The sequence below is a fragment of the Flavobacterium sp. CG_9.1 genome (assembly GCF_015751645.1).
Lineage (GTDB): Bacteria > Bacteroidota > Bacteroidia > Flavobacteriales > Flavobacteriaceae > Flavobacterium > Flavobacterium xanthum.
In genome coordinates this window covers 14,602-36,245 of the sequence record NZ_JADOVC010000022.1, presented here as the reverse complement: position 1 = coordinate 36,245, position 21,644 = coordinate 14,602, and the positions used below count along the sequence as shown (strand labels likewise).

At 33.4% G+C, this 21,644-nt stretch carries 15 protein-coding genes; 12 read left to right on the top strand and 3 right to left on the bottom strand.

Going from position 1 to position 21,644, the window contains the following annotated elements; genetic code table 11:
- Positions 1-23 precede the first annotated feature (23 nt).
- The 9 genes from IWX83_RS12220 (at position 24) to IWX83_RS12180 (ending at position 12,714) form a co-directional block, all read left to right on the top strand.
- Positions 24-713 (top strand): RluA family pseudouridine synthase, encoded by a 690-nt coding sequence (locus IWX83_RS12220; RefSeq protein ID WP_196829984.1) that lies wholly within the window; start codon positions 24-26, stop codon positions 711-713.
- A gap of 145 nt (positions 714-858) precedes the next feature.
- Positions 859-2,187, top strand: a complete 1,329-nt coding sequence (locus IWX83_RS12215) for an aldehyde dehydrogenase (RefSeq protein ID WP_196829982.1) — start codon at positions 859-861, stop codon at positions 2,185-2,187.
- Complete coding sequence (locus IWX83_RS12210; RefSeq protein WP_196829980.1) at positions 2,178-2,915, top strand: nitroreductase family protein; 738 nt, start codon at positions 2,178-2,180, stop codon at positions 2,913-2,915. The genes IWX83_RS12215 and IWX83_RS12210 overlap by 10 nt, the downstream gene beginning before the upstream one ends.
- 24 nt (positions 2,916-2,939) lie before the next feature.
- Positions 2,940-3,722 (top strand): hypothetical protein, encoded by a 783-nt coding sequence (locus IWX83_RS12205; protein WP_231379980.1) that lies wholly within the window; start codon positions 2,940-2,942, stop codon positions 3,720-3,722.
- A 135-nt stretch (positions 3,723-3,857) separates the two neighbouring features.
- A complete protein-coding gene (locus IWX83_RS12200) occupies positions 3,858-7,868 on the top strand; it encodes a PAS domain S-box protein (protein WP_196829978.1) in 4,011 nt (1,336 codons plus the stop codon).
- A gap of 77 nt (positions 7,869-7,945) precedes the next feature.
- Complete coding sequence (locus tag IWX83_RS12195) at positions 7,946-8,806, top strand: neutral zinc metallopeptidase (protein WP_073352956.1); 861 nt, start codon at positions 7,946-7,948, stop codon at positions 8,804-8,806.
- Between the two features lie 167 nt (positions 8,807-8,973).
- Positions 8,974-10,263, top strand: coding sequence for a DEAD/DEAH box helicase (locus IWX83_RS12190; RefSeq protein WP_073352955.1), 1,290 nt, complete (start codon positions 8,974-8,976; stop codon positions 10,261-10,263).
- A gap of 406 nt (positions 10,264-10,669) precedes the next feature.
- Positions 10,670-12,046 carry an ATP/GTP-binding protein gene (locus IWX83_RS12185; RefSeq protein ID WP_073352954.1) on the top strand — a complete coding sequence of 459 codons (1,377 nt, stop codon included), beginning with the start codon at positions 10,670-10,672 and terminating at the stop codon, positions 12,044-12,046.
- A gap of 2 nt (positions 12,047-12,048) precedes the next feature.
- The gene (locus IWX83_RS12180; RefSeq protein WP_073352953.1) at positions 12,049-12,714 is read left to right on the top strand and encodes an RloB family protein; all 666 of its coding nucleotides are present in this window, start codon (positions 12,049-12,051) and stop codon (positions 12,712-12,714) included.
- 261 nt (positions 12,715-12,975) lie between these two features.
- Here IWX83_RS12180 and IWX83_RS12175 read toward each other — a convergent pair whose 3' ends face one another.
- The 3 genes from IWX83_RS12175 to IWX83_RS12165 all read right to left on the bottom strand — a co-directional run bounded on the left by IWX83_RS12175 (position 12,976) and on the right by IWX83_RS12165 (position 16,500).
- Positions 12,976-13,674, bottom strand: coding sequence for a pseudouridine synthase (locus IWX83_RS12175; RefSeq protein WP_196829976.1), 699 nt, complete (start codon positions 13,672-13,674; stop codon positions 12,976-12,978).
- A gap of 242 nt (positions 13,675-13,916) precedes the next feature.
- Complete coding sequence (locus tag IWX83_RS12170; protein ID WP_073352951.1) at positions 13,917-14,522, bottom strand: transposase; 606 nt, start codon at positions 14,520-14,522, stop codon at positions 13,917-13,919.
- Between the two features lie 442 nt (positions 14,523-14,964).
- The gene (locus IWX83_RS12165) at positions 14,965-16,500 is read right to left on the bottom strand and encodes a YifB family Mg chelatase-like AAA ATPase (RefSeq protein ID WP_073352950.1); all 1,536 of its coding nucleotides are present in this window, start codon (positions 16,498-16,500) and stop codon (positions 14,965-14,967) included.
- 233 nt (positions 16,501-16,733) lie between these two features.
- Here IWX83_RS12165 and IWX83_RS12160 point away from each other — a divergent pair, with 233 nt between their 5' ends.
- From IWX83_RS12160 to IWX83_RS12150, 3 genes are all read left to right on the top strand, one after another.
- A complete protein-coding gene (locus tag IWX83_RS12160; RefSeq protein WP_196829974.1) occupies positions 16,734-19,724 on the top strand; it encodes an amidohydrolase family protein in 2,991 nt (996 codons plus the stop codon).
- A 70-nt stretch (positions 19,725-19,794) separates the two neighbouring features.
- On the top strand, positions 19,795-21,102 hold the full coding sequence (locus tag IWX83_RS12155; protein ID WP_196829972.1) for an amidohydrolase family protein: 1,308 nt from the start codon (positions 19,795-19,797) through the stop codon (positions 21,100-21,102).
- Between the two features lie 9 nt (positions 21,103-21,111).
- Positions 21,112-21,489 (top strand): PH domain-containing protein, encoded by a 378-nt coding sequence (locus tag IWX83_RS12150; RefSeq protein ID WP_073352947.1) that lies wholly within the window; start codon positions 21,112-21,114, stop codon positions 21,487-21,489.
- Positions 21,490-21,644: the final 155 nt, after the last annotated feature.

The window sequence follows — 21,644 nt, the reverse complement described above, 5'->3', positions numbered from 1 at the left end:
ATTCCAACACTACAAAAATCAAAATGAAAATAGTTTCAGACAAATCTAATCTCAAAATTCTGCATGAAGACAACCACCTCATTGTGGTCAATAAGCGTGTAGGCGATATTGTACAAGGCGATAAAACGGGTGATAAACCCTTGTCAGACGTTGTCAAAGAATACATTAAAGACAAATACAACAAACCCGGAGAAGTATTTCTAGGAGTGGTGCATCGGTTAGACCGACCAACAACTGGAATTGTCGTTTTTGCCCGCACTAGTAAAGCATTGACGAGAATGAATGAGTTGTTTAGTAACCGGGAAACTCAAAAAACCTACTGGTGTATTGTCAAAAATAAACCTTTAAAGTCTGAAGATAAACTCGTTCATTACTTAAAAAGAAACGAAAAAAACAACTCTTCAAAAGCACATTTAAAAGAAGTTCCCGACAGTAAACTAGCTAGTTTAGATTACAAAATAATTAAAGAACTCAACAATTATTTCGCTCTAGAAATCAATCTTCATACTGGCAGACACCATCAAATCAGGGCGCAACTTTCAGCTATTGGTTCCCCAATAAAAGGCGATTTGAAATATGGTTTTGACCGAAGTAATTCCGATGGTGGAATTCATTTGCACGCTCGAAAATTAGTTTTTACACATCCTGTAACTAAAGAAAATATTGAAATAGTTGCTGCAGTACCAAACGACGTGATTTGGAACGCGATTTAATTTTTATTAGAATAGTAACAAAATAGATACTTCAAAGACTTATACATTATAAAACAGGAATAATTTTTCCTGTTTTTTCGTTTTTATTTGGAATAGAAACTTGGATTAAAATAATAATCTGTATTTTTAAAACTAAAATCATCCAATGAATCATAAAACCGACATAAATTACCGAAAAGAATCCTTAAAAAAACTATTACATGTCATTACAAAGCATGAAGAAGCGATCATTAAGGCTTTGTATGATGATTTCAAAAAACCTGCTTTTGAAGCTGTTTTAACTGAAACCAATTATGTGATTAGTGATCTAAAAGAAACTATAAAAAATATAAATTCTTGGGCTAAGCCAAAGAAAGTTAGTGCTTCGTTGTTGAATTTTCCTTCTTCAGATTATGTTTACAGTGAACCGTATGGCCATGTTTTAATACTTTCACCATGGAATTATCCTTTTCAATTAGCGTTATGTCCTCTTGTGGCCGCAGTAGCCGCTGGAAATAAAGTGACGTTAAAACCATCCGAACTTACGCCACACACTGCTGCTATTATTTCAAAAATTATAAGTGAAACTTTCCCCATAAAAGAGGTGGTGGTTGTTACCGGTGATGCTACAGTGGCAGCGGACTTGTTAAAAAAACGGTGGGATTATATCTTTTTTACAGGAAGTGTCGCTGTGGGGAAAATAGTAGCGAAGGCTGCCGCCGAAAACTTAACTCCTGTTACTCTGGAGTTGGGAGGAAAAAGCCCTTGCATTGTTGATGAAACGGCTAATTTAGAATTGAGCGCCCGCCGTATTGTATGGGGAAAAATTATAAATGCAGGACAAACATGCGTTGCTCCTGATTATATTTTGGTACACCATAAAATGAAGGACACTTTAGTGAAATTCTTAATTCTGGAAATTGAAAAAGCATTAGGAGCAAATCCAGAAGAATCTCCTGATTATGCTAGAATTATCAATTTAAAAAACTGGGAACGTCAATTGAGCTTATTGGAAAATCAAAAAACGCTTTTTGGAGGAAAATCTACTAAAGAAAGCTTATACCTAGCTCCTACTTTACTCGACGAACCTAAAATGGACAGTAAAGTCATGCAGGAGGAAATTTTTGGTCCCATACTTCCCATACTTTCTTATAAAACAAAAGCAGATATTGAGAAAATAATTTTGAGCTTCGAAAAACCACTATCATTGTATTTATTTACTCAAAACAAATCCTTTGTTGATGAAGTTTTACAAAAATATTCCTTTGGCGGCGGCTGCATTAATGATACCGTAATTCATTTGGTTAACAATAAGCTTCCTTTTGGCGGTGTTGGAAATTCTGGTATGGGTGCTTATCACGGAAAATTGAGTTTTGATATTTTTTCCCATAAAAAAGCGATCGTAAAAAGAGGAACTTGGCTGGATTTACCGCTGCGCTACGCTCCATATAAAGATAAATTACAAACCATTCAAAAATTATTGAAATGGATTTAAGCACTGAAAAATCAGTGAGCGAAGCTATTAAATACCGACGCTCTGTCCGTGTTTTTAAGAACGAGGCAATTGATGTTCAGAAAGTAAAAGACTGCATTGAGTTAGCGGCTCTGGCACCTACTAGCAGTAATATGCAACTTTGGGAGTTCTACCATGTAGTGTCTCCGGATCGCATCGAGCAGATTGCGAAAGCGAGTTTTGATCAAAATGCCGCAAAAACGGCGCAGCAACTAGTTATCGTTGTAACTCGAAAAGACCTTTGGCGCAAAAGAGTTAAATCAAATATTGAGTATCTAAAAACTCAATATGGCAATAAAGCGGAAGCCGATTATTCGAAGAGAGAAAAGTTTGCTTTAAATTATTATCAAAAAATTGTTCCTGCCCTTTATTTTGATTTTTTTGGAATCATTGGAATGATCAAATTTCTTGCTTTTCAAATTATTGGAATATTCAAGCCCATTTACAGGCAGGCTCGACAAAGTGATATGCGGATTGTAGCACATAAAAGTGCTGGACTCGCGGCACAAAATTTTATGATTAGTATGGCAGCCATAAATTATGATACCTGTCCCATGGAAGGTTTTGATTCGCTGATAATTAAAAAAATATTACATTTACCCGCTTCTGCTGAAATAAATATGATTGTAGGATGTGGTATCAGAGCTACAAATGGTATTTATGGGGAGCGGTTCCGCATCCCTTTTGAAGAAACCTATTTTAAAATATAACTCATTAAATAATACCAAAACCAAATGATGAATACTACTCAAAATCGCATAGAAAGAATTAAAAATAATGGATACGAACTGGATTTTGGCACTGTTTTCAACCATGCATTCGAAAATTATAAAAAAATTGCGCTTTATGGCGGTTTGGTTCTTTTTGTATTTTTTTTCCTTTTAAGTATAGTAGTATTTGGCGTAATCATTGCCATTTTTGGTAGTGCCGCCACTTTAGAATTTCTAAAGCCAGAAAATTTAAGACCAGAAGCACTTTCCTTAAATATTTTATTAATTATTTCAGCAGTTTCCATTTTAATTGGTTCGTCCTTAAGCCCATTTACTGCTGGATTAATAAAAATGGCTTATTGCGCTGAAAGAGATGAAGAATTTCATGTATCAACTATGTTTGAGTTTTTTAAAGCGCCTTATTTCAAGGAACTTTTCATCGCTACATTACTCGTCTCTATAGTGAGCTCCAGCCTCTCTGCGATAATTGATTACGCACAAATTCCAATTCTGGGTTTTGTTAATACCTTGACTGTTTCTTTATTCACCATCTTAATGATTCCGCTTATTATTTTCGGCAAATTAAAAGCCGTTGAAGCTATACAAACAAGTCTGATGATTGTATCAAAACAACCACTGATCTTATTGGGTTTAATTGTTGTTGGGACTTTTGCAATAATGGTGGGATTAGTAGGATGTTGTATTGGAATTTTCTTCACTTTTCCTTTTTTATATTCTCTAAACTATGTCATTTATAGTGAAATAATTGGATTTGACACTGAAATTGATCAAGAAGCTACCCTATAACTACAAATTATTTTTGAATAAAAAACCATCATAGAAATGGCAATCTGTTTTGGTTTTTAATTTAAAATAAATTACTAAATTGACAGCCAAAATAGCCCTCACTAATTTAGTTTTTAACCTAAGCCAATACAATCTATGGTATTCTACTATAGCCAATTATATACTTCTCCACTTGAAATTATTTTCTTGGGGATCTCTAATTCATTGGCTATTAATGTGCTATTTAGTATTGTCGTCCTTATTTTAATCCTTTTTCTTATTTATAAAATTTTCAAATTAAGAAATGGACTAAAAAGTAATTTACTGGAAAAAAGTGCCAAAGCCATTACAAAGAAAAAGGAATATCAAATTTATCTTTTCTTTTTAGGAATTATACTACCCATTATAGAAATTACATTTGAATTTTTAAAAACTAGACCTAAAAGCTTGCTAGTAGTCAACTGCAGTATTGGGTTTGCCTTATTGGTCTTGTACTTTATCAGCACCAAATCTGCACTAATATTCAGAAATATTCAAAAAATTTTTACTGTTTGCTTTCTACTCTACTTTAGCTCAATTTGTAGAAATTTAATAGTAACTCCCACAGATCTTATTCCTATCGAAGCTTTCGCAGTAACGTTATTTTTTTCATACATCGTCCTCAAATCTTTAAAACTGTACTGGGGGTTTGTATTGGCGGTCATTGCCTATTTTGTTGTTATTTATGTTTTTGAATTAGTCCCATTTAAAACAATTTTAGTATTATTTATCAACTCTGCCGTAATAGTAATTATAAATTACATTCGCTTCATACTATGGATAAACCGCAATAATGTAACGAAGTTTAACAATCAAATTATCAACAAAGGAAATTCTCTCATTCTAGCAACAAATAAAAAAGGAGAAATTGTTTTTTGTAGTGAAAATGTAGAAAGTATTTTAGGGTATACTGTAGCCGAAGTAATGGGATTGGGTTACTGGAAAGTAACCGAAGATACTGAATTCTATGGGGAAGACTATCATACTAAGTTTAAAGTTGATCGAATTTTCACCCGAAAAGTTAAATGTAAAAATGGAGATTATAAGCAGATTCAGTGGAATGACAAGAAATTTTCTGATGATTTAATTATTGGCATCGGTCAAGATGTAACTAGTGAAATCAATTTACAAAATCAATATAAAAATTTAATTCAAAACGCAACGGATCTTATTTTTGAGGTAAACAACCTTGGCAATTTTATCTTTGTGAATGAATTTACAATTAAAACTTTAGGATACGATCCAAAAGAACTATTATCCCATCATTATTTAGAATTCATACGTGAAGATTACGGTACTAAAATCAGGAGCTTTTATCAGAATTTGTTAGAAAATGAGCAAGACTTTCCTACGATTGAATTTCCATTATTAAAGAAGAATGGCGAAGAATTATGGGTATCCCAAAAAGTAATTATCAATCGAAATGATACTGGAATACTAGTAGGATATTCCGGTATTGCAAGAGATATTACTAAGTTGAAAAATATTGAATTAGAAAATAAAATTCGTCAGAAAAAAACAGAAGATTACAACAGAACTATTAAAAAGCTATCCACAACCAATTTTAGCAGTTATAAAAATCTGGATGTTAGTATAATGCAAATCATTGAAGCCGCTGCAAAAGCTACAAAATGCAGTCGCGTTAGTTACTGGAAGTATTCAGAAGAACTTATTACTTGTGAAAATTTATACGAATTAGAAACCAATACCTACAGCAAAGGATATGTTATTGAAAAGGAAAATTATCCTATTTACTTTGAATCTATAAAAAGCAAAAAACAAATTAGCGCACCAGATGTTTTAAAAAAATGGGAATTATCCGAATTCAAAGAAAATTATTTTCTAAAATATGATATCAAATCTCAACTTGACATCCCTGTTTTTATCAGTGGCGAATTAACAGGAACAATCAGCTTAGAAACGGCAAAAAATAAAAGGAAGTGGGATAATGACGATATTATTTTTGCCAGAACGATCTCTGACATTCTTTCGTTAACGATAATATCACATAGCAGATACGAGGCAGAAATAAAATTAGAGTATAAAAGTGAGCTATTATCTGCCATGGCACTTTGTACGGAGAAATTTTTGAACAGCAATGACATCAATGCTATTTTCTCCGATGTCCTGGTAATCATGGGAAAAGCGACTAAATCCCATAGAGCCTATTATTACGAAAATGATGTAAATACTGATCTAATTAGTCAAAAATACCGGTGGATAATACACAACATAAAACTATCTGAAAATAATATTAAACTTCAAAATTTACCACACGATTATTTTGAAGAACTCATAACACCCCTTTTAAATAATAAAATATATACCGCCTTAATTCCTAAAATTGAGAATATTTCTCTACGGAATAAACTAATTAATGTCGACGTTGTGTCTTTGATCCTTTTTCCAATCTTTGTAAGAAACAAATTTCATGGTTTCTTAGGATTTGATGACACCCATCAAGAACGATTATGGTCAGAGGATGAAGTCAATATTTTGCAAACATTAGCCAGTAACATTGCATCTTCAATTGAGCGTATTGCAAACGAGACCGCAATTAATGAAAGTGAAGAGAAATTCCGATTGTTAGCTAATAATATTCCTGGAACCGTTTATCTCTCTAATTATGATAAAAATAACACCAAAATATACATTAATGATGAAATTGAAAAACTAACAGGTTATCCTAAATCAAGTTTTATCAATAATGAATTATCTTTTATTGACTTGATTCATCCAGATGATAAAAAACGGACCATTACAGCACAAAAAAATGCCATAGAAAATAAAAGAGCCATTCACTTAACGTACCGAATCATACATAGAGACAACCATGTAGTTTGGGTAGAGGAATTTGGTGATACCATTTATAAAGATGGAAAAATTGCATTTATCGAAGGCATTTTTATTGATATTACGGAGCGAAAAAAAACCGAAACCGCTATGCAACAAAAGGAATTAGCAGAAGCCGCCAACAAAGCTAAATCTGAATTCCTAGCTAACATGAGTCATGAAATTAGAACGCCTTTAAATGGAATTATTGGGTTCACTGATTTATTAATGAAGACTAATCTTGGAATTACGCAGGAGAAATATATGACCACTATCAGTCAATCCGCTCATTCCCTATTAGACATTATCAATGACATTCTTGATTTTTCAAAAATAGAAGCCGGTAAACTAGATTTGTACATTGAAAAATATGATATTCATGAATTGCTAAAACCTGTAATTGATTTAATTTTATACGAATCCAATCAAAAAAAATTAGATTTAGAACTTCGTATTGCATCCAATATCCCTAAATATTTTTGGTTAGACAGCGTGAGATTAAAACAAATTTTAATCAATTTATTAGCCAATGCTGTAAAATTCACCTTAAAAGGTGGTATAAAATTAGAAGTTTCTTTAATCAAGGAATTAGATAATTCGGAAAATATAATTCGATTTGCAGTAATCGATACCGGCATTGGAATATTAGAAGAAAATAAGAAGAAAATATTTCAGGCCTTTTCGCAAGAGGACAGCTCCACCACTAGAAAATTTGGTGGTACAGGATTGGGTTTAACAATTTCGAATCAGTTGTTGGGCTTGATGGATAGTCATTTACAATTAGAGAGTACAGTCAATAAAGGAAGTACTTTCTATTTTGACTTAAAATTAAAAACTAGTAATGAAGCACCCGAAAGTATCAGCTTATTCGATACAGATTTTAATGCTATTAAAGACATCGTAGTTAGAACCAACGTCACCACTAAAATAATAACCGTTTTAATAGTAGAGGACAATAAAGTAAACATGTTGTTGCTCAAAACTATTATAAAAAACTTATCGGTGCCTACTGCCATTTTTCAAGTAGTAAACGGTCAAGAAGCTGTGGAGCAATTTGAAAAAATAAATCCAGATATTATTTTTATGGACATCCAAATGCCAATTATGAATGGTTATGAAGCCACAGAAATTATTCGGAATATAAAATCCGGTCAAAAAGTGCCAATAATAGCTATCACTGCTGGTACAGAAAAAGAGGAAAAAGAAAAGTGTCTGAATGCAGGCATGAATGATTATATTCCAAAACCAATTATCAAAGGAATAATTGAAGATACATTTTTAAAATGGGTTCAATAACCTAATCACAGGATGATTATTTATTGTTTTAAATTAGTATTTTTATATTTTGATTTAAATAACTAAAATAACAGATTATGAAATGGAGTGGCAGACGAAATAGCGAAAATTTCGAAGACCGTAGAGGAATGTCTTCGGGTGGCAAAACCATTATTGGTGGTGGAATTATTGGAATAGTCATCTTGTTATTGAATGTTTTTGGTGGAGAAAATGGTCAGATGATAGGTACTATTTTAGAACAGACTCAAGGAAAACAAACAAATCCAACTGAACAACGCGCTTTAACCGCAGCCGAAATTGAAGAAGGCAAATTTATAGAAGCCATATTAGTAGATACGGAGGATGTTTGGGGGAAAATATTTCAGGAGAATAATCTGCAATACGAAAGACCAAATTTAGTCTTGTTCACAGATTCATATGAAACTGGCTGCGGAAGTGCTACATCAGCTTCTGGACCATTTTACTGCCCAGCGGACCAAAAAGTCTACATGGATTTATCCTTTTTTGAAGAGCTAAAAACTAAGTTTGGTGCGCAAGGAGGCGATTTTGCAACAGCATACGTTATTGCACACGAAATTGGTCATCACGTACAAACCTTGTTAGGAACTTCAACTAAAATGAGGCAAATGCAAGAAGGAAAAAGTCAATCTCAAGCCAATAAATTGTCGGTCGCTTTAGAATTACAAGCTGACTTTTACGCAGGTGTTTGGACACATTACAATCAAAAAATGAATAACTTCTTAGAAGAAGGCGATATAGATGAAGCCCTAAGCGCAGCGCACGCTGTAGGAGATGATGCCATTCAAGCTAAAATTCAAGGACATATTGTTCCAGAATCCTTTACACACGGAACTTCAGCACAACGCAAAGCGTGGTTTATGAAAGGGTATAAAACAGGTGATATCAATCAAGGCGATACTTTTGCAGAAATAAGATAAATGACAAATCAATAAGAATTTAAAAATCGGGATAATTTTCCGATTTTTTTTGTGCTTATATTTAAACAAATCGGAGTAATCAAAAGCACATCGGAAAAATTAACAGTACCTTTGCGCCCAATTAAAAAGTAACCTACATACTAGTGTTTACTTTATAAACACTATTTATGTCATTTAACTCATTAGGATTATCTGACGCTTTATTAAAAGCGATCAGCAAAAAAGGATACACAACCCCTTCTCCAATACAACAAAAAGCAATTAAACCTATATTAGAAGGGAAAGATGTTTTAGCATCCGCACAAACTGGAACTGGAAAAACAGCTGCTTTTACGTTACCCATTTTACAAATAATTTCGCAAGGTCAACAATTAAGACAAAGACCTATTCGTGCGCTAATATTAACCCCAACAAGAGAATTAGCTGCTCAAATTTTTGAAAACATTAAAGAATACAGCACATTTTTAGATATTCGAAGTACCGTTATTTTTGGTGGTGTAAATCAAAATCCACAAGCGGCTCAACTTAGAAACGGTGTAGATATTTTAGTAGCAACACCTGGTCGCCTTATTGATTTGCAAAATCAAGGTCTAGTTTCACTCGCTAAAGTAGAAATTTTAGTTTTAGATGAGGCTGATCGCATGCTAGACATGGGATTTTTAAGAGATATAGAACGCATCTTAAAAGTGCTACCAGCAAAAAGACAGAATTTACTATTTTCAGCAACATTTTCACAAGACATTAAGAAATTAGCGATGGGAATTTTGCACAATCCTATTCAAGTTGAAGCAACACCTGAAAATACTACAGTAGAAGCAATCGCTCAAAAAATATATCCTGTTGCTAAAGAGAAAAAAACAGAATTAATAATAAAACTTATTACAGAAGGCAACTGGAAACAAATATTAGTATTTACCCGCACTAAACAAGGGGCTAATAAATTATGTGAAAGCATGATCAACGCCGGTATTGTAGCAGCGGCCATTCATGGAAACAAAGGTCAAGGTGCAAGAACCAAGGCGTTAGCTGGTTTTAAAGATGGTAGTATAACCGCACTTGTTGCGACAGATATTGCAGCACGTGGTCTAGACATTCCTTTATTACCGCACGTTATAAATTTTGAATTGCCTAATATTCCAGAAGATTATGTTCACCGCATAGGCCGAACAGGAAGAGCTGGAGCAAGTGGCGAAGCTATTTCTTTGTTTAGTCCTGATGAAACTGTTTTTTTACGTGATATTGAAAAATTAATAGGTTTGAGATTGCCTAAAGAACAACTTGCAGGATTTGAGGCAGACCCAAATGCATCAACTGAACCTATTAAACAAGGGCAAGGAAGACAACAACGCGATTCAACTCCGCGAAAACCAAAAACCGACACTACAAACCGCAGCAGCAATAACAGTTTTGGTCCAAGACGTCCAAGTCAAAATAATGACAGACGTTCTAATAGATAATTAATTTTTATTGTTTTTTAGGAGCAGCATATTTTCGTTTTTTAAGAACGTATTTCCCGCTATACATTACAAACCTAGTAAGAGCTGAACACCAGCTCTTACTAGGTTTTTCATTTCTATCGGGGCTATATAGCGCGTTTTTATTTTCATAATACCATTTTGCAAAATACTACATTGAATTTACAACAGACAGATCCTTTGTAAGAAAAATTTAATATATTTGAAATAAATAGTAGGCTGTTGTGATGGATATCTAACCTAAATTAGGTGGCTTAGTATGATTTTTTTTACACATATCTATTTTTTGTGTAACAAGCTGAAAAACAAATCCCTAATCAACTTTAGACCTAAAAAAAGCTTCAAATGTGATTTTTTCACTATATTTGTATAAAAAACAGATAGTATTATGCTAATTAGATTTACAATTGAGAATTTTTTGTCATTTAAAGACAGAGAAGTATTTTCCCTTATCCCAGGAAAAGGAACTCTAAAATCACATCATAAATCCAAATCAATAAAAGGAACTTCCGCTCTTAAAACAGCAGTTGTCTATGGTGCTAATGCATCTGGAAAATCCAATTTGATTAAAGCTATCGAATTCGGAAAAGAGCTTATTTTAAAAGGAAACAAGGCGGAACAACCTATAAAATATAGTAATTTTAAATTAGATAAAAAGCAATTAAAACATAATTCAAGAATCGAATACGAAATACAGCACAAAGATAAAAATTATGCTTACGGTTTTATTTTTAATTCTAAGGAAATAATAGAAGAATGGCTTTACGAAATTTCAAAAAAATCGGAAAAAAAAATATTCACTAGAGATAAGAATAGAACAAAAGAATTTGACCTTGAAGCAATACTTAGCAAAAACAAAAAAACGGAGGAAAAACAATTTTTAGAATTTACCGCAAAAGGAACTCAGAAAAATCAATTATTCTTATCTGAAATTAGAACAAGAAAAGTAAAGGAAAATGTTTCGAACATTGACGATCTTATCAATGTTATTGATTGGTTTCAAAATGCCCTAACTGTAATATATCCAAATTCAAAAAATGTTGGAAAGAAGTTTGAATTATTAGAAGACACCGATTTAAATAAAGTATTTACTGAAATGCTTGGGTATTTTGACACTGGTATTGACGGAATAGAATTTAAAGAAGTTGACATAGAAAAAATTGATATTCCAAGTGAAATATTAAAAGATATTGAGAATGATTTGGTGGGAGATAAATCAGAAAAAACTAATGCGTTTATTTCTAACATCCAAGATGACAAATATTATGTTATTTCTTTGAATAAAGACCGCTCAATAAGAGCTCAGCTTTTAAAAACAAAACATAAAATTTCTGGAGGAGGCTATGAGTTATTTGATTTAAGAGATGAATCAGACGGAACAAGAAGAATAATGGATTTAATTCCATTAATAATTGATTTTTTCAAAGGAAATAACGTTTTTGTAATTGACGAAATGGAAAGAAGTTTACATCCTAATTTGATATATGACTTATTTGATTTTTTTCTATCCAAGTGTAAAAATGTTAATAGTCAGTTTATCGTTGCAAGTCACGAATCAACTCTTTTAACTCAAAAGTTATTAAGAAAAGATGAAATATGGTTTGTCGTTAAAGACAAGTCAGGAGCTAGTAGACTTCATTCTTTAGAAGACTACAGCATTAGATTTGACAAGGAAGTCAGACGTGATTATTTGTTAGGTAGATATAAAGGTGTTCCTAAGTTTGGCAATAGAGATAATTTAACTGTTATCCCACAAATCAACTAAGTATGCCAAGAGAACCAATACCATTAATGAGGGAAGGCAGTTTTAAAGATGCGGAAAAATTGTATATCTTATCCTATGAAGGTCAAAAAACTGAAGTCACATACTTCAATGATTTTAGAATGTCTGAGTTTTTTAATGATTCAGGAATAATAGAAATTATTCCTTTAGAAAGAGAGGTCAATACTGGAACAGACCCACTAAGTGTTAAAAGATTACTTAAAAAAGCTAAAGCAAATTACCCCTTTAAAAAAACAGACGAATTTTGGCTTATTGTTGATAGAGACCATTGGGAAACTATTCATAAAATAGATTTCAATCAATTAGTAATAGACTGTAATAAAGAGAACAACTTTTTCTTAGCAATGAGTAATCCTTGTTTTGAAATATGGCTGATTATGCACTTAAAAGATATTTCTGAGTATGATGATGAAGAACAAAAAAAGCTTTTAGAAAACGCTAAGTTCAATAAAAATAAAAATCATATCGATATAGTTCTAAGCGATTTACAAGGTATTGGCTATAATAAAAACCCAAATCCGGAACTATTTTTACCTTTGACAAAAGCGGCTACTGAAATAGCTAAAAAATTAGATAATAACAATGAAACATATCCTAAAAAATTAGGTTCACACATTTATAAATTAATTGAAAAGCTACAGAAAGAATAAGCCCGTTAAGCAAAGTCTCCGACTTTAAGTATGTTTTTTTTTCAGTCTCATGCTGACCTTAAAATTAAAATATTTTAAAAACAAAATCGGTTAAGAATATAAAGTCACTTCCTCAAAGTCGGAGACTTTATAAAACGTTGTGCTTAAAATCTGAAATCAAAAATCGTTGATCAAAAATCTGAAATCTGTTCCTCTTTATACTGAAAACTGTTATTTCCAAATACAACAACAATTTAGAGCATTACTTTACAAATCAATATTTTATTCATACTCTTTCAAATCTAGCTTAAGAATAGTACCAACTCTGCTAAACTCTTCATTAATCTTTGCATTTATGATAAGCTGTTCATTTGTTATAGGATGATTAAAAATTAACTGATGTGCATGAAGCATCATTCCTTTCAGTTCAAAATTCTCCAACCATAATTTATTTTGTTTGTTACAACCATGCGGACGACTTCCTAAAATGGGATGAAAAATATGTTTGAAATGTTTTCGCAATTGATGCATACGCCCCGTTTCTGGAATCGCTTCTACCAAACAATATCGAGACGTTTGTTTATTGTTAAATTCTAACTCAATTTCGGTAGTTTGCAAGCGATGAAAGTAGGTTATTGCATTTTGAACAATGCCATCATCATTTGTTAAATCATAGTCAATCGTTAGTTCTTCGGGTGACCAACCACGTAAAATTGCTAAATATTTTTTTTCGACTTCGCGTGTGGCAAAACGATCATTCATGATTTTCAAAACGGCTGTATCCAACGCAAATAACAAGACACCAGATGTTTTGCGATCTAACCGATGAATAGGATAAACATGTTGCCCTCCTATTTGATTTCTCAATTCTTGAATAGCAAACACTTTTGCATCGCGCGCATAAAATGATTTGTGAACCAATAATCCACTTGGTTTATTAATTGCAATAATATATTCGTCTTGGTATAGGATTTCTAACATGTGGCAAAAATAAAAGAGATTTCTATCGAAATCTCTTTTTTGACTTATTTATTTCTATACTTTTCTTTTTTCCCTGCTCGATCGCTCCGCAAAGTCTCTGACTTTGAGAATGTGTAATAAGGTCTCCGACCTTTGTAACCACTTATCAAAAGTACTAATCGATTACAGTTTCAAAACATCAATTAATAACGCTCCGCAAAGTCTCTGACTTTGAGGATGCGTAATAAGGTCTTTGACCTTTCTCACCACTTATCAAAAGTACTAATCGATTGCGGTTTCAAAACATCAATTACCGGATTATCAACTTTTGTAATTGCTATAATTCCACTATCTTCCACATAATTAGAAGCACTGGAATATATATAATGAGAAGCCTTAGCCACTATTCCTGCTCGAACAGGATTCAAATGAATATAATCCAATTTCGACCAAAATAACTTTTCTGAAAAAATTTCTTCAGGATGACTCCCATATTGCCAAAACTGATATTTTTCATTTCGACTGTGACTTTTACACGCAAATTCAAAACGTTTCAGCATCCAATCGGCTCTACTTTCTGGCTCAGTTTCTATTTTACTCAAAATAGTCTTTGCCGTAAACTTCTTGAAATCCCGAATCAAGTCAGATAATTTATTGTTTTCTGATTGAATAATTAAATGAATGTGATTGGACATAATTACAAATCCATACAAAATCATTCCTTTGTTTTTAATGCAAAAATCCAAGCTTTCGATAATACAATCTTTATAGGTTTTTCTAGAAAAAACATCAACCCAGTCTACAACCGCCGCGGTTATAAAATGCAGTTTGGATTGGTCTCGAATTATAAATCCTTCTTTATCTTTCATTGTGTCTTTTTAGGGTCAGTCAGAGACTGAAAATCACTTCCTCAAAGTCGGAGACTTTGCGGAGCATAAAATCTGAAATTTTGCTTCCGCTATACAAAATATCTGATTTTCAAGATGCGTTCGTCAGTTTGTAACGAAGTTATAAATTACTCGCCTCGCTCCGCAAAGTCTCTGACTTTGAGGATGCATTCGTCAGTCTATGACTGACATAAAATCAAAAATATCAAATCTAATTCACCATGTTACATACTCCGCAAAGTCAGAGACTTTGAGGATGCGTTCGTCAGTCTGTGACTGACATAAAAATCAAACAATCAAAAATAAATTCGGTTGAAAACCGAGAGTCACTACCTCAAAGTCGGAGACTTTGCGAAGCATAATCTATTCACTATCCCAAAGTCGGAGACTTTGCGGAGCATAATCTATACAACTGAAATCTATTTTAACCCAACCAGCCATCACGATCCAAACTTCTATACTGAATGGCTTCAGCAATATGACTGGAAACCACTATTGGAGCCGCATCAAGATCAGCGATAGTTCTGGCCACTTTCAAAATACGATCGTAGGCCCTAGCGGAAAGATTCAATCGTTCCATTGCAGTTTTCAATAATTGTTTGGAAACATCATCCAAAGCACAATATTCCCTAATGTGTTTGGTATTCATTTGTGCATTGTAATGGATGTTTTCCATTTGCTCAAAGCGCTCCGTTTGTATTTCTCGAGCAGCAGTCACTCTTTTACGAATGTCAACACTGCTTTCTGCTTTTTGGTCATCAGATAATTTTTCGAAAGGAACTGGCGTCACTTCGATGTGAATATCGATTCTATCTAATAAAGGTCCGGAAATTTTACTTAAGTACCGTTGCATTTCGTGTGGAGAAGATGTTTGTGGAGAATCTGGATCGTTAAAAAAACCGCTTGGACTTGGATTCATACTTGCCACTAACATAAAAGAGGAAGGATAGGTAACCGTAAACTTGGCTCTCGAAATTGTCACTTCACGATCTTCTAAAGGTTGACGCATTACTTCCAGAACGTCTCTTTTAAATTCCGGTAATTCATCCAGAAATAAAACGCCATTATGCGCCATAGAAATTTCACCCGGTTGCGGATAACTTCCTCCACCAACAAGCGCGACGTTCGAAATCGTGTGATGCGGACTACGAAAAGGGCGTTGATTCATCAAACCTACTTCTTTTAATTTCCCTGCCACACTATGAATTTTAGTGGTTTCCAAGGCTTCACGTAACGTCATCGGCGGTAAAATACTAGGTAATCGTTTGGCCAGCATCGTTTTCCCTGCGCCGGGCGGACCAATCAAGATAATATTATGTCCTCCCGCTGCGGCAATTTCCATACAACGCTTGATGCTTTCTTGTCCTTTTACATCCGAAAAATCGAATTCGGGAAAATCTAATGTTTTATAAAATTCGGCCCGTGTATCTATAGTTGTCGGTTCTAGGGTTCCTTTACCTTCCAAGAAATCAATCACTTCCTGAACGTTTTCGATTCCATAAACATCCAATCCAGCAACAATTGCTGCTTCTTTTACATTTTGCTTTGGAAGAAAAAAACCTTTAAAACCTTCTTCTTTGGCTTTTATCGCAATTGGCAAAGCGCCACGTATCGGCTGAAGACTGCCATCAAGAGAAAGTTCTCCCATAATAATATATTTATCAATATCCTCCGCTTTGATTTGTCCGGAAGCGACCAAAATTCCGATAGTTAAAGTTAAGTCATACGCAGAACCTTCTTTGCGCAAATCAGCGGGAGCCATATTAATCGTTATTTTTTTCCCGGGCATGGCGTACCCATTATTTTTAAGTGCAGCCGCAATTCGATAACTGCTTTCCTTGATGGCATTGTCTGGCAAGCCAACTAAATGATAACCAATCCCTTTATCAATATTTACCTCAACAGTAATCGTTGTGGCTTCGACTCCAAAAACTGCACTTCCAAAAACTTTAACTAGCATCTGTATTTATTTTATTCTAAAATTAGAGAAAACTTTTCTTATTATTATAAAAAATCTTACATAACTTCTGATAAAATACTAAATAACATAAAATATTCAAAAAACACTCCAAATAGTATGATGATTAACCCAATACCATTTATTATTCGCAAAAACGAAATGTTAAAATTTAAAAAATTGAAGGTATAATATTAACATTTTTCTACTTTTAGGAAATAATTAGAAACCACATTATGAAAAAAATTGTACTACTTCTCTTTTTTAGTTTTTTACTGCCAAAAACCTACGCACAAGAATACTTTCCGAATAATGAAAGTGTTCAAAACAAAAACACCAATTTTACCGCTTTTACCAATGCAAGAATTTATGTAACGCCCACACAAATTGTCGAAAAAGGTACATTACTGATTCAAAACGGAAAAGTTATTGGTGTTGGAACAAATATTTCCATCCCAAAAAATTGCACGACAATCAATCTGGAGGGAAGATCCATTTATCCATCTTTTATTGATATGTATACCAGTTTTGGAGTTGAAAAACCAAAAGGAATCACCGAAAGAAACCCTTTGTATGATACAAAAAGATCCGGTTTTTATTGGAATGAGAGCATTCGTTCCGAGGTGAATGCCTACGAGGCTTTCAAATACGACCAAACTAAAGCCGAAGAATTATTAAAAGCCGGATTTGGTGTTGTGGGAACTCATATCCCGGACGGAATTGCACGCGGATCAGGAACTTTAATCGCTTTGAACAACTTTGAAAAAAAGAATCAATTGCTTTCTGATAAAGTAACCAATCACTTTGCGTTTACTAAAAGTGTAACCACAAATCAATCCTACCCAAGTTCTTTAATGGGAATGATGGCATTATTACGCCAAATGTATCATGATTTGGATTGGTATAAAAAAGGCAATTCAAAAACCAAAGATTTATCATTAGAAGCCTTAGCAAATAATGAAAAATTGATCCAAATATTCGCTTCTGAAGACAAATTAAACAGTTTGCGTGCTGCCAAAATAGCGAAGGAATTTGGTTTAAATTATGTTCTAAAAGGAAACGGAAACGAATTTGAACGTATTGAGGAAATCAAAAAAACAAATTCAAAATTTATTATTCCAGTCAATTTCCCTGAAGCCTATGATGTTTCTGATCCAAATCAAGCGAACCAAATGGAATTGAAAGATTTGCGTTTTTGGAACCAAGCGCCTACTAACCTTAAAGTTTTAGCTGATAACGGAATTGTTTTCGCATTGACGACAGACAAGTTAAAGAAGATGGAAGATTTTAGACCTAATCTTTTAAGAGCCATCAAATATGGTTTTGATAAAACAAAAGCGTTAGAAGCATTGACTACAATTCCTGCTGCACTTTTAGGAAAAAGTAACGAAATGGGAACTTTGAAAACAGGAAGTTTAGCCAATTTCGTTATTACTTCTGGAGAAATTTTCGAAGAAAAAACAATACTCTATGAAAACTGGGTTCAAGGAAACAAATTTGTTATAAATGACTTGACTACAAAAGATATTCGTGGGAATTATGATTTAACCATTAACAATGAAAAATACAAATGGAAGATTAATGGCGAAATTAGCGCACCAAAATCAGAAATTACAACAGTTGATGCAAAAAAAGTAAACTCAAAACTGACGATGACCAACAATTGGATTTCGACAGTAATCAAACCTAATGATTCAACAAAAACCAGCTTTACAAGATTAATTGGATACATTGAAGACACACAAAATCTTTCTGGAAAAGCCGTTTTATTTAATGGAAATGAAGTAAAATGGTCGGCTGTAAAAACGGCACCTTTCGTAAAAGTGGTGGATTCCTCCAAAATTGAGAAAAACAACATGATTATCCCAACAACATTTCCAAATGTTGCTTATGGTAATTTGAAAAAACCAACTGCAGAAACCTTATTATTCAAAAATGCTACTGTTTGGACCAATGAAAAAGAAGGGATTCTTGAAGAAACGGATGTATTAGTTAAAAACGGAAAAATCGCGTCTATCGGGAAAAATATTTCTGACGCAGCTGCAACAATCATTGACGCCAAAGGCAAACATTTAACCAGCGGAATTATTGATGAACATTCACATATCGCTATTTCAAACGGTGTCAATGAAGGCGGACACAATTCCAGTGCCGAAGTAACAATACAAGATGTGGTAAATTCAGAAGACATTAATATCTACAGAGATTTAGCTGGTGGAGTAACTATTTCGCAATTATTACACGGTTCCGCTAATCCTATTGGTGGACGCTCTGCAATTGTAAAATGGAAATGGGGTGCTTCTGCAGAAGAAATGCTGTATAAAAATCAACCAGGATTCATCAAATTTGCTTTGGGAGAAAATGTAAAACAAGCCAATTGGGGAATCACTAATCCTACTCGTTTTCCGCAAACCAGAATGGGAGTTGAACAAGTTTTTACAGATTATTTCCAACGTGCAAAAGAATATGATATGGCTTGGAAAGCATACAATTCTGGTGGTAAAAAAGCAAAAGGAAATGCGCCAAGAGTGGATTTAGAATTACAAACATTAGCCGAAATTTTAAACAAAGAACGTTTTATTACTTGTCACTCCTATGTTCAATCGGAAATTTTGATGTTGATGAATGTTGCCGAAAAATTTAATTTTAAAGTAAATACATATACTCACATTCTTGAAGGATATAAAGTGGCAGATAAAATGAAAGAACACGGCGTTGGAGCCTCTACTTTCTCAGATTGGTGGGCGTATAAATTTGAAGTAAATGATGCTATACCTTTCAACGGACCAATTATGCACAATGCAGGACTTGTAGTAGCTTACAATTCTGATGATGCTGAAATGTCAAGAAGACTGAATCAAGAGGCAGCAAAAGCAGTGAAATATGGTAACATTTCGGAAGAAGATGCTTGGAAATTCGTAACACTGAATCCTGCTAAATTGTTGCATATTGATGACAAAGTAGGAAGTATAAAAGTGGGTAAAGATGCAGATATCGTATTATGGAATGCAAATCCGTTGTCTATTTATGCTAAAGCTGAAAAAACCTTAATTGAAGGAGTTGTGTATTATGATGCGCAAAAAGATGAAGCGCAAAGAGTGGCAATTGCTAAAGAAAGAAATGAGCTTATTGGTCAGTTACTGCAAGAAAAAAATAAAGGTATGAATACTCAGGAACCTAAAAAGAAGGAAAAAACAGAATATCACTGTGATTCGATGGAAGAATAACGGAACAATTTGAATTTCAAAAACCCGAGCTTTTATAAAAAAGCTAAGCAATTTTAAAAAACGTATAAATATGATTAATAAAAAAATATATCTTTTAGCGTTGGTATGTAGTATATCAATACTTACAAGAGCACAACAAACACCTGCCGCTAAACAATCAAAATCTGTTTTAATTCTAAATGCAACAGCGCATTTAGGGAATGGTAAAATAATTGAAAATAGCGCCATCGGATTTGTGGATGGAAAAATCACTTTGGTTGCGGATGCTACAGTAATCCGATTAGCTGCAGGAGCATACGATGTAACGATTGATGCCAGCGGAAAACATGTCTATCCAGGATTTATTGCACCAAACTCTACATTGGGACTTGTTGAAATTGATGCTGTAAAATCATCCGATGATGAAGATGAAATTGGAGTTATGAATCCAAATGTAAGAAGTATTATTGCATACACCGCCGATTCAAAAGTAATAGAAACCGTGAGACCCAACGGTATTTTAATGGCTCAAATTACGCCTCGTGGTGGAACAATCTCTGGATCTTCCTCAATTGTTCAATTGGATGCCTGGAACTGGACAGATGCTTTGGTAAAAGAAAATGACGGAATTCATGTAAATTTCCCAACTACTTTTAGAAGAGGTGGATCACTATTTGAACCCGGAAATATCGAAACCAATAAAGATTATACAAAACAAATTTTAGAATTATCAGGATTTTTATCTAATGCAAAAGCCTATTTAGGCGATGGTTCAAAAGAAAGAAACTTAGTTTTAGAATCCACGAAAGGTATATATGACGGAAGCCAAACACTATTCATTCATGCCAATGAAGAAAAGCAAATTATAGATGCGGTGCAATTTACCAAAGAAAATGGTATTAAGAAAATGGTTATTGTTGGTGGATATGAAGCCTACAAAGTTGCTGAATTATTACAAAAAAACAATATTGGTGTGTTATTAAGGAGAGTTCATGACATGCCTGACAATGATGATCATGATATCGATTTGCCTTACAAGGCAGCTAAATTATTATCAGACAAAGGTGTTTTGGTTGGTTTAGAAAATAGTGGTGCTCATGAAAGGATGAATACCAGAAACTTACCGTTTTTAGCAGGAACATGCGCTGCTTACGGAATGGATAAAGAAAAAGCGTTACAATTAATCACTTCAAATACTGCAAAAATATTAGGAATTGATGCGCAATGTGGTACCTTAGAGCAAGGAAAAGATGCTACGTTATTTATATCCGAAGGTGATGCTTTAGATATGAGAACCAATAAATTAACAAATGCTTTTATTCAAGGGAGAATGATCAGTTTAGAAACGCATCAAACTAGGTTGAACGAGAGATACAAGACTAAATACAATCAAAAATAAAATAATATCATGGGACTATTTAACGCCATTTTAGGCAATGCATCTGAAGTTAACATTGAAAATGTTTCGAAGGAATTCGAGCCTATCTTAATTGATGGAGAGGTAATTGAAAAAGCATATAAGCTCATTCGCGATATGTTTATCTTTACCAATAAAAGGCTGATTCTAGTCGAAAAACAATTGGTAGGTAGCAAAGTTGATTATATGTCGATTCCATATTCAAGTATCAAGAAATTCTCTAAAGAAAGTGCAGGAATATTAGATTTGGATGCCGAATTAAAAATTTGGTTAAACCACGATAATAATCCAATTGTGAAGCAATTTGGAAAAGGTGGAAATAATATTAATGAAGTCTATAAAATTTTAAGTCAACATACGTTGAAATAAAAAAACATAATTTTCAGCATCGAAAGGCACTAATTGTAATCCAAACAATTAGTGCCTTTTTTAGTTTAACCCATTTTTAGTTGGAAATGAGAGCCCGTAATTAGAATTCAATAGATTTTTTTTCTAAAAATAACGCGTTACTGGGCTTTATACTA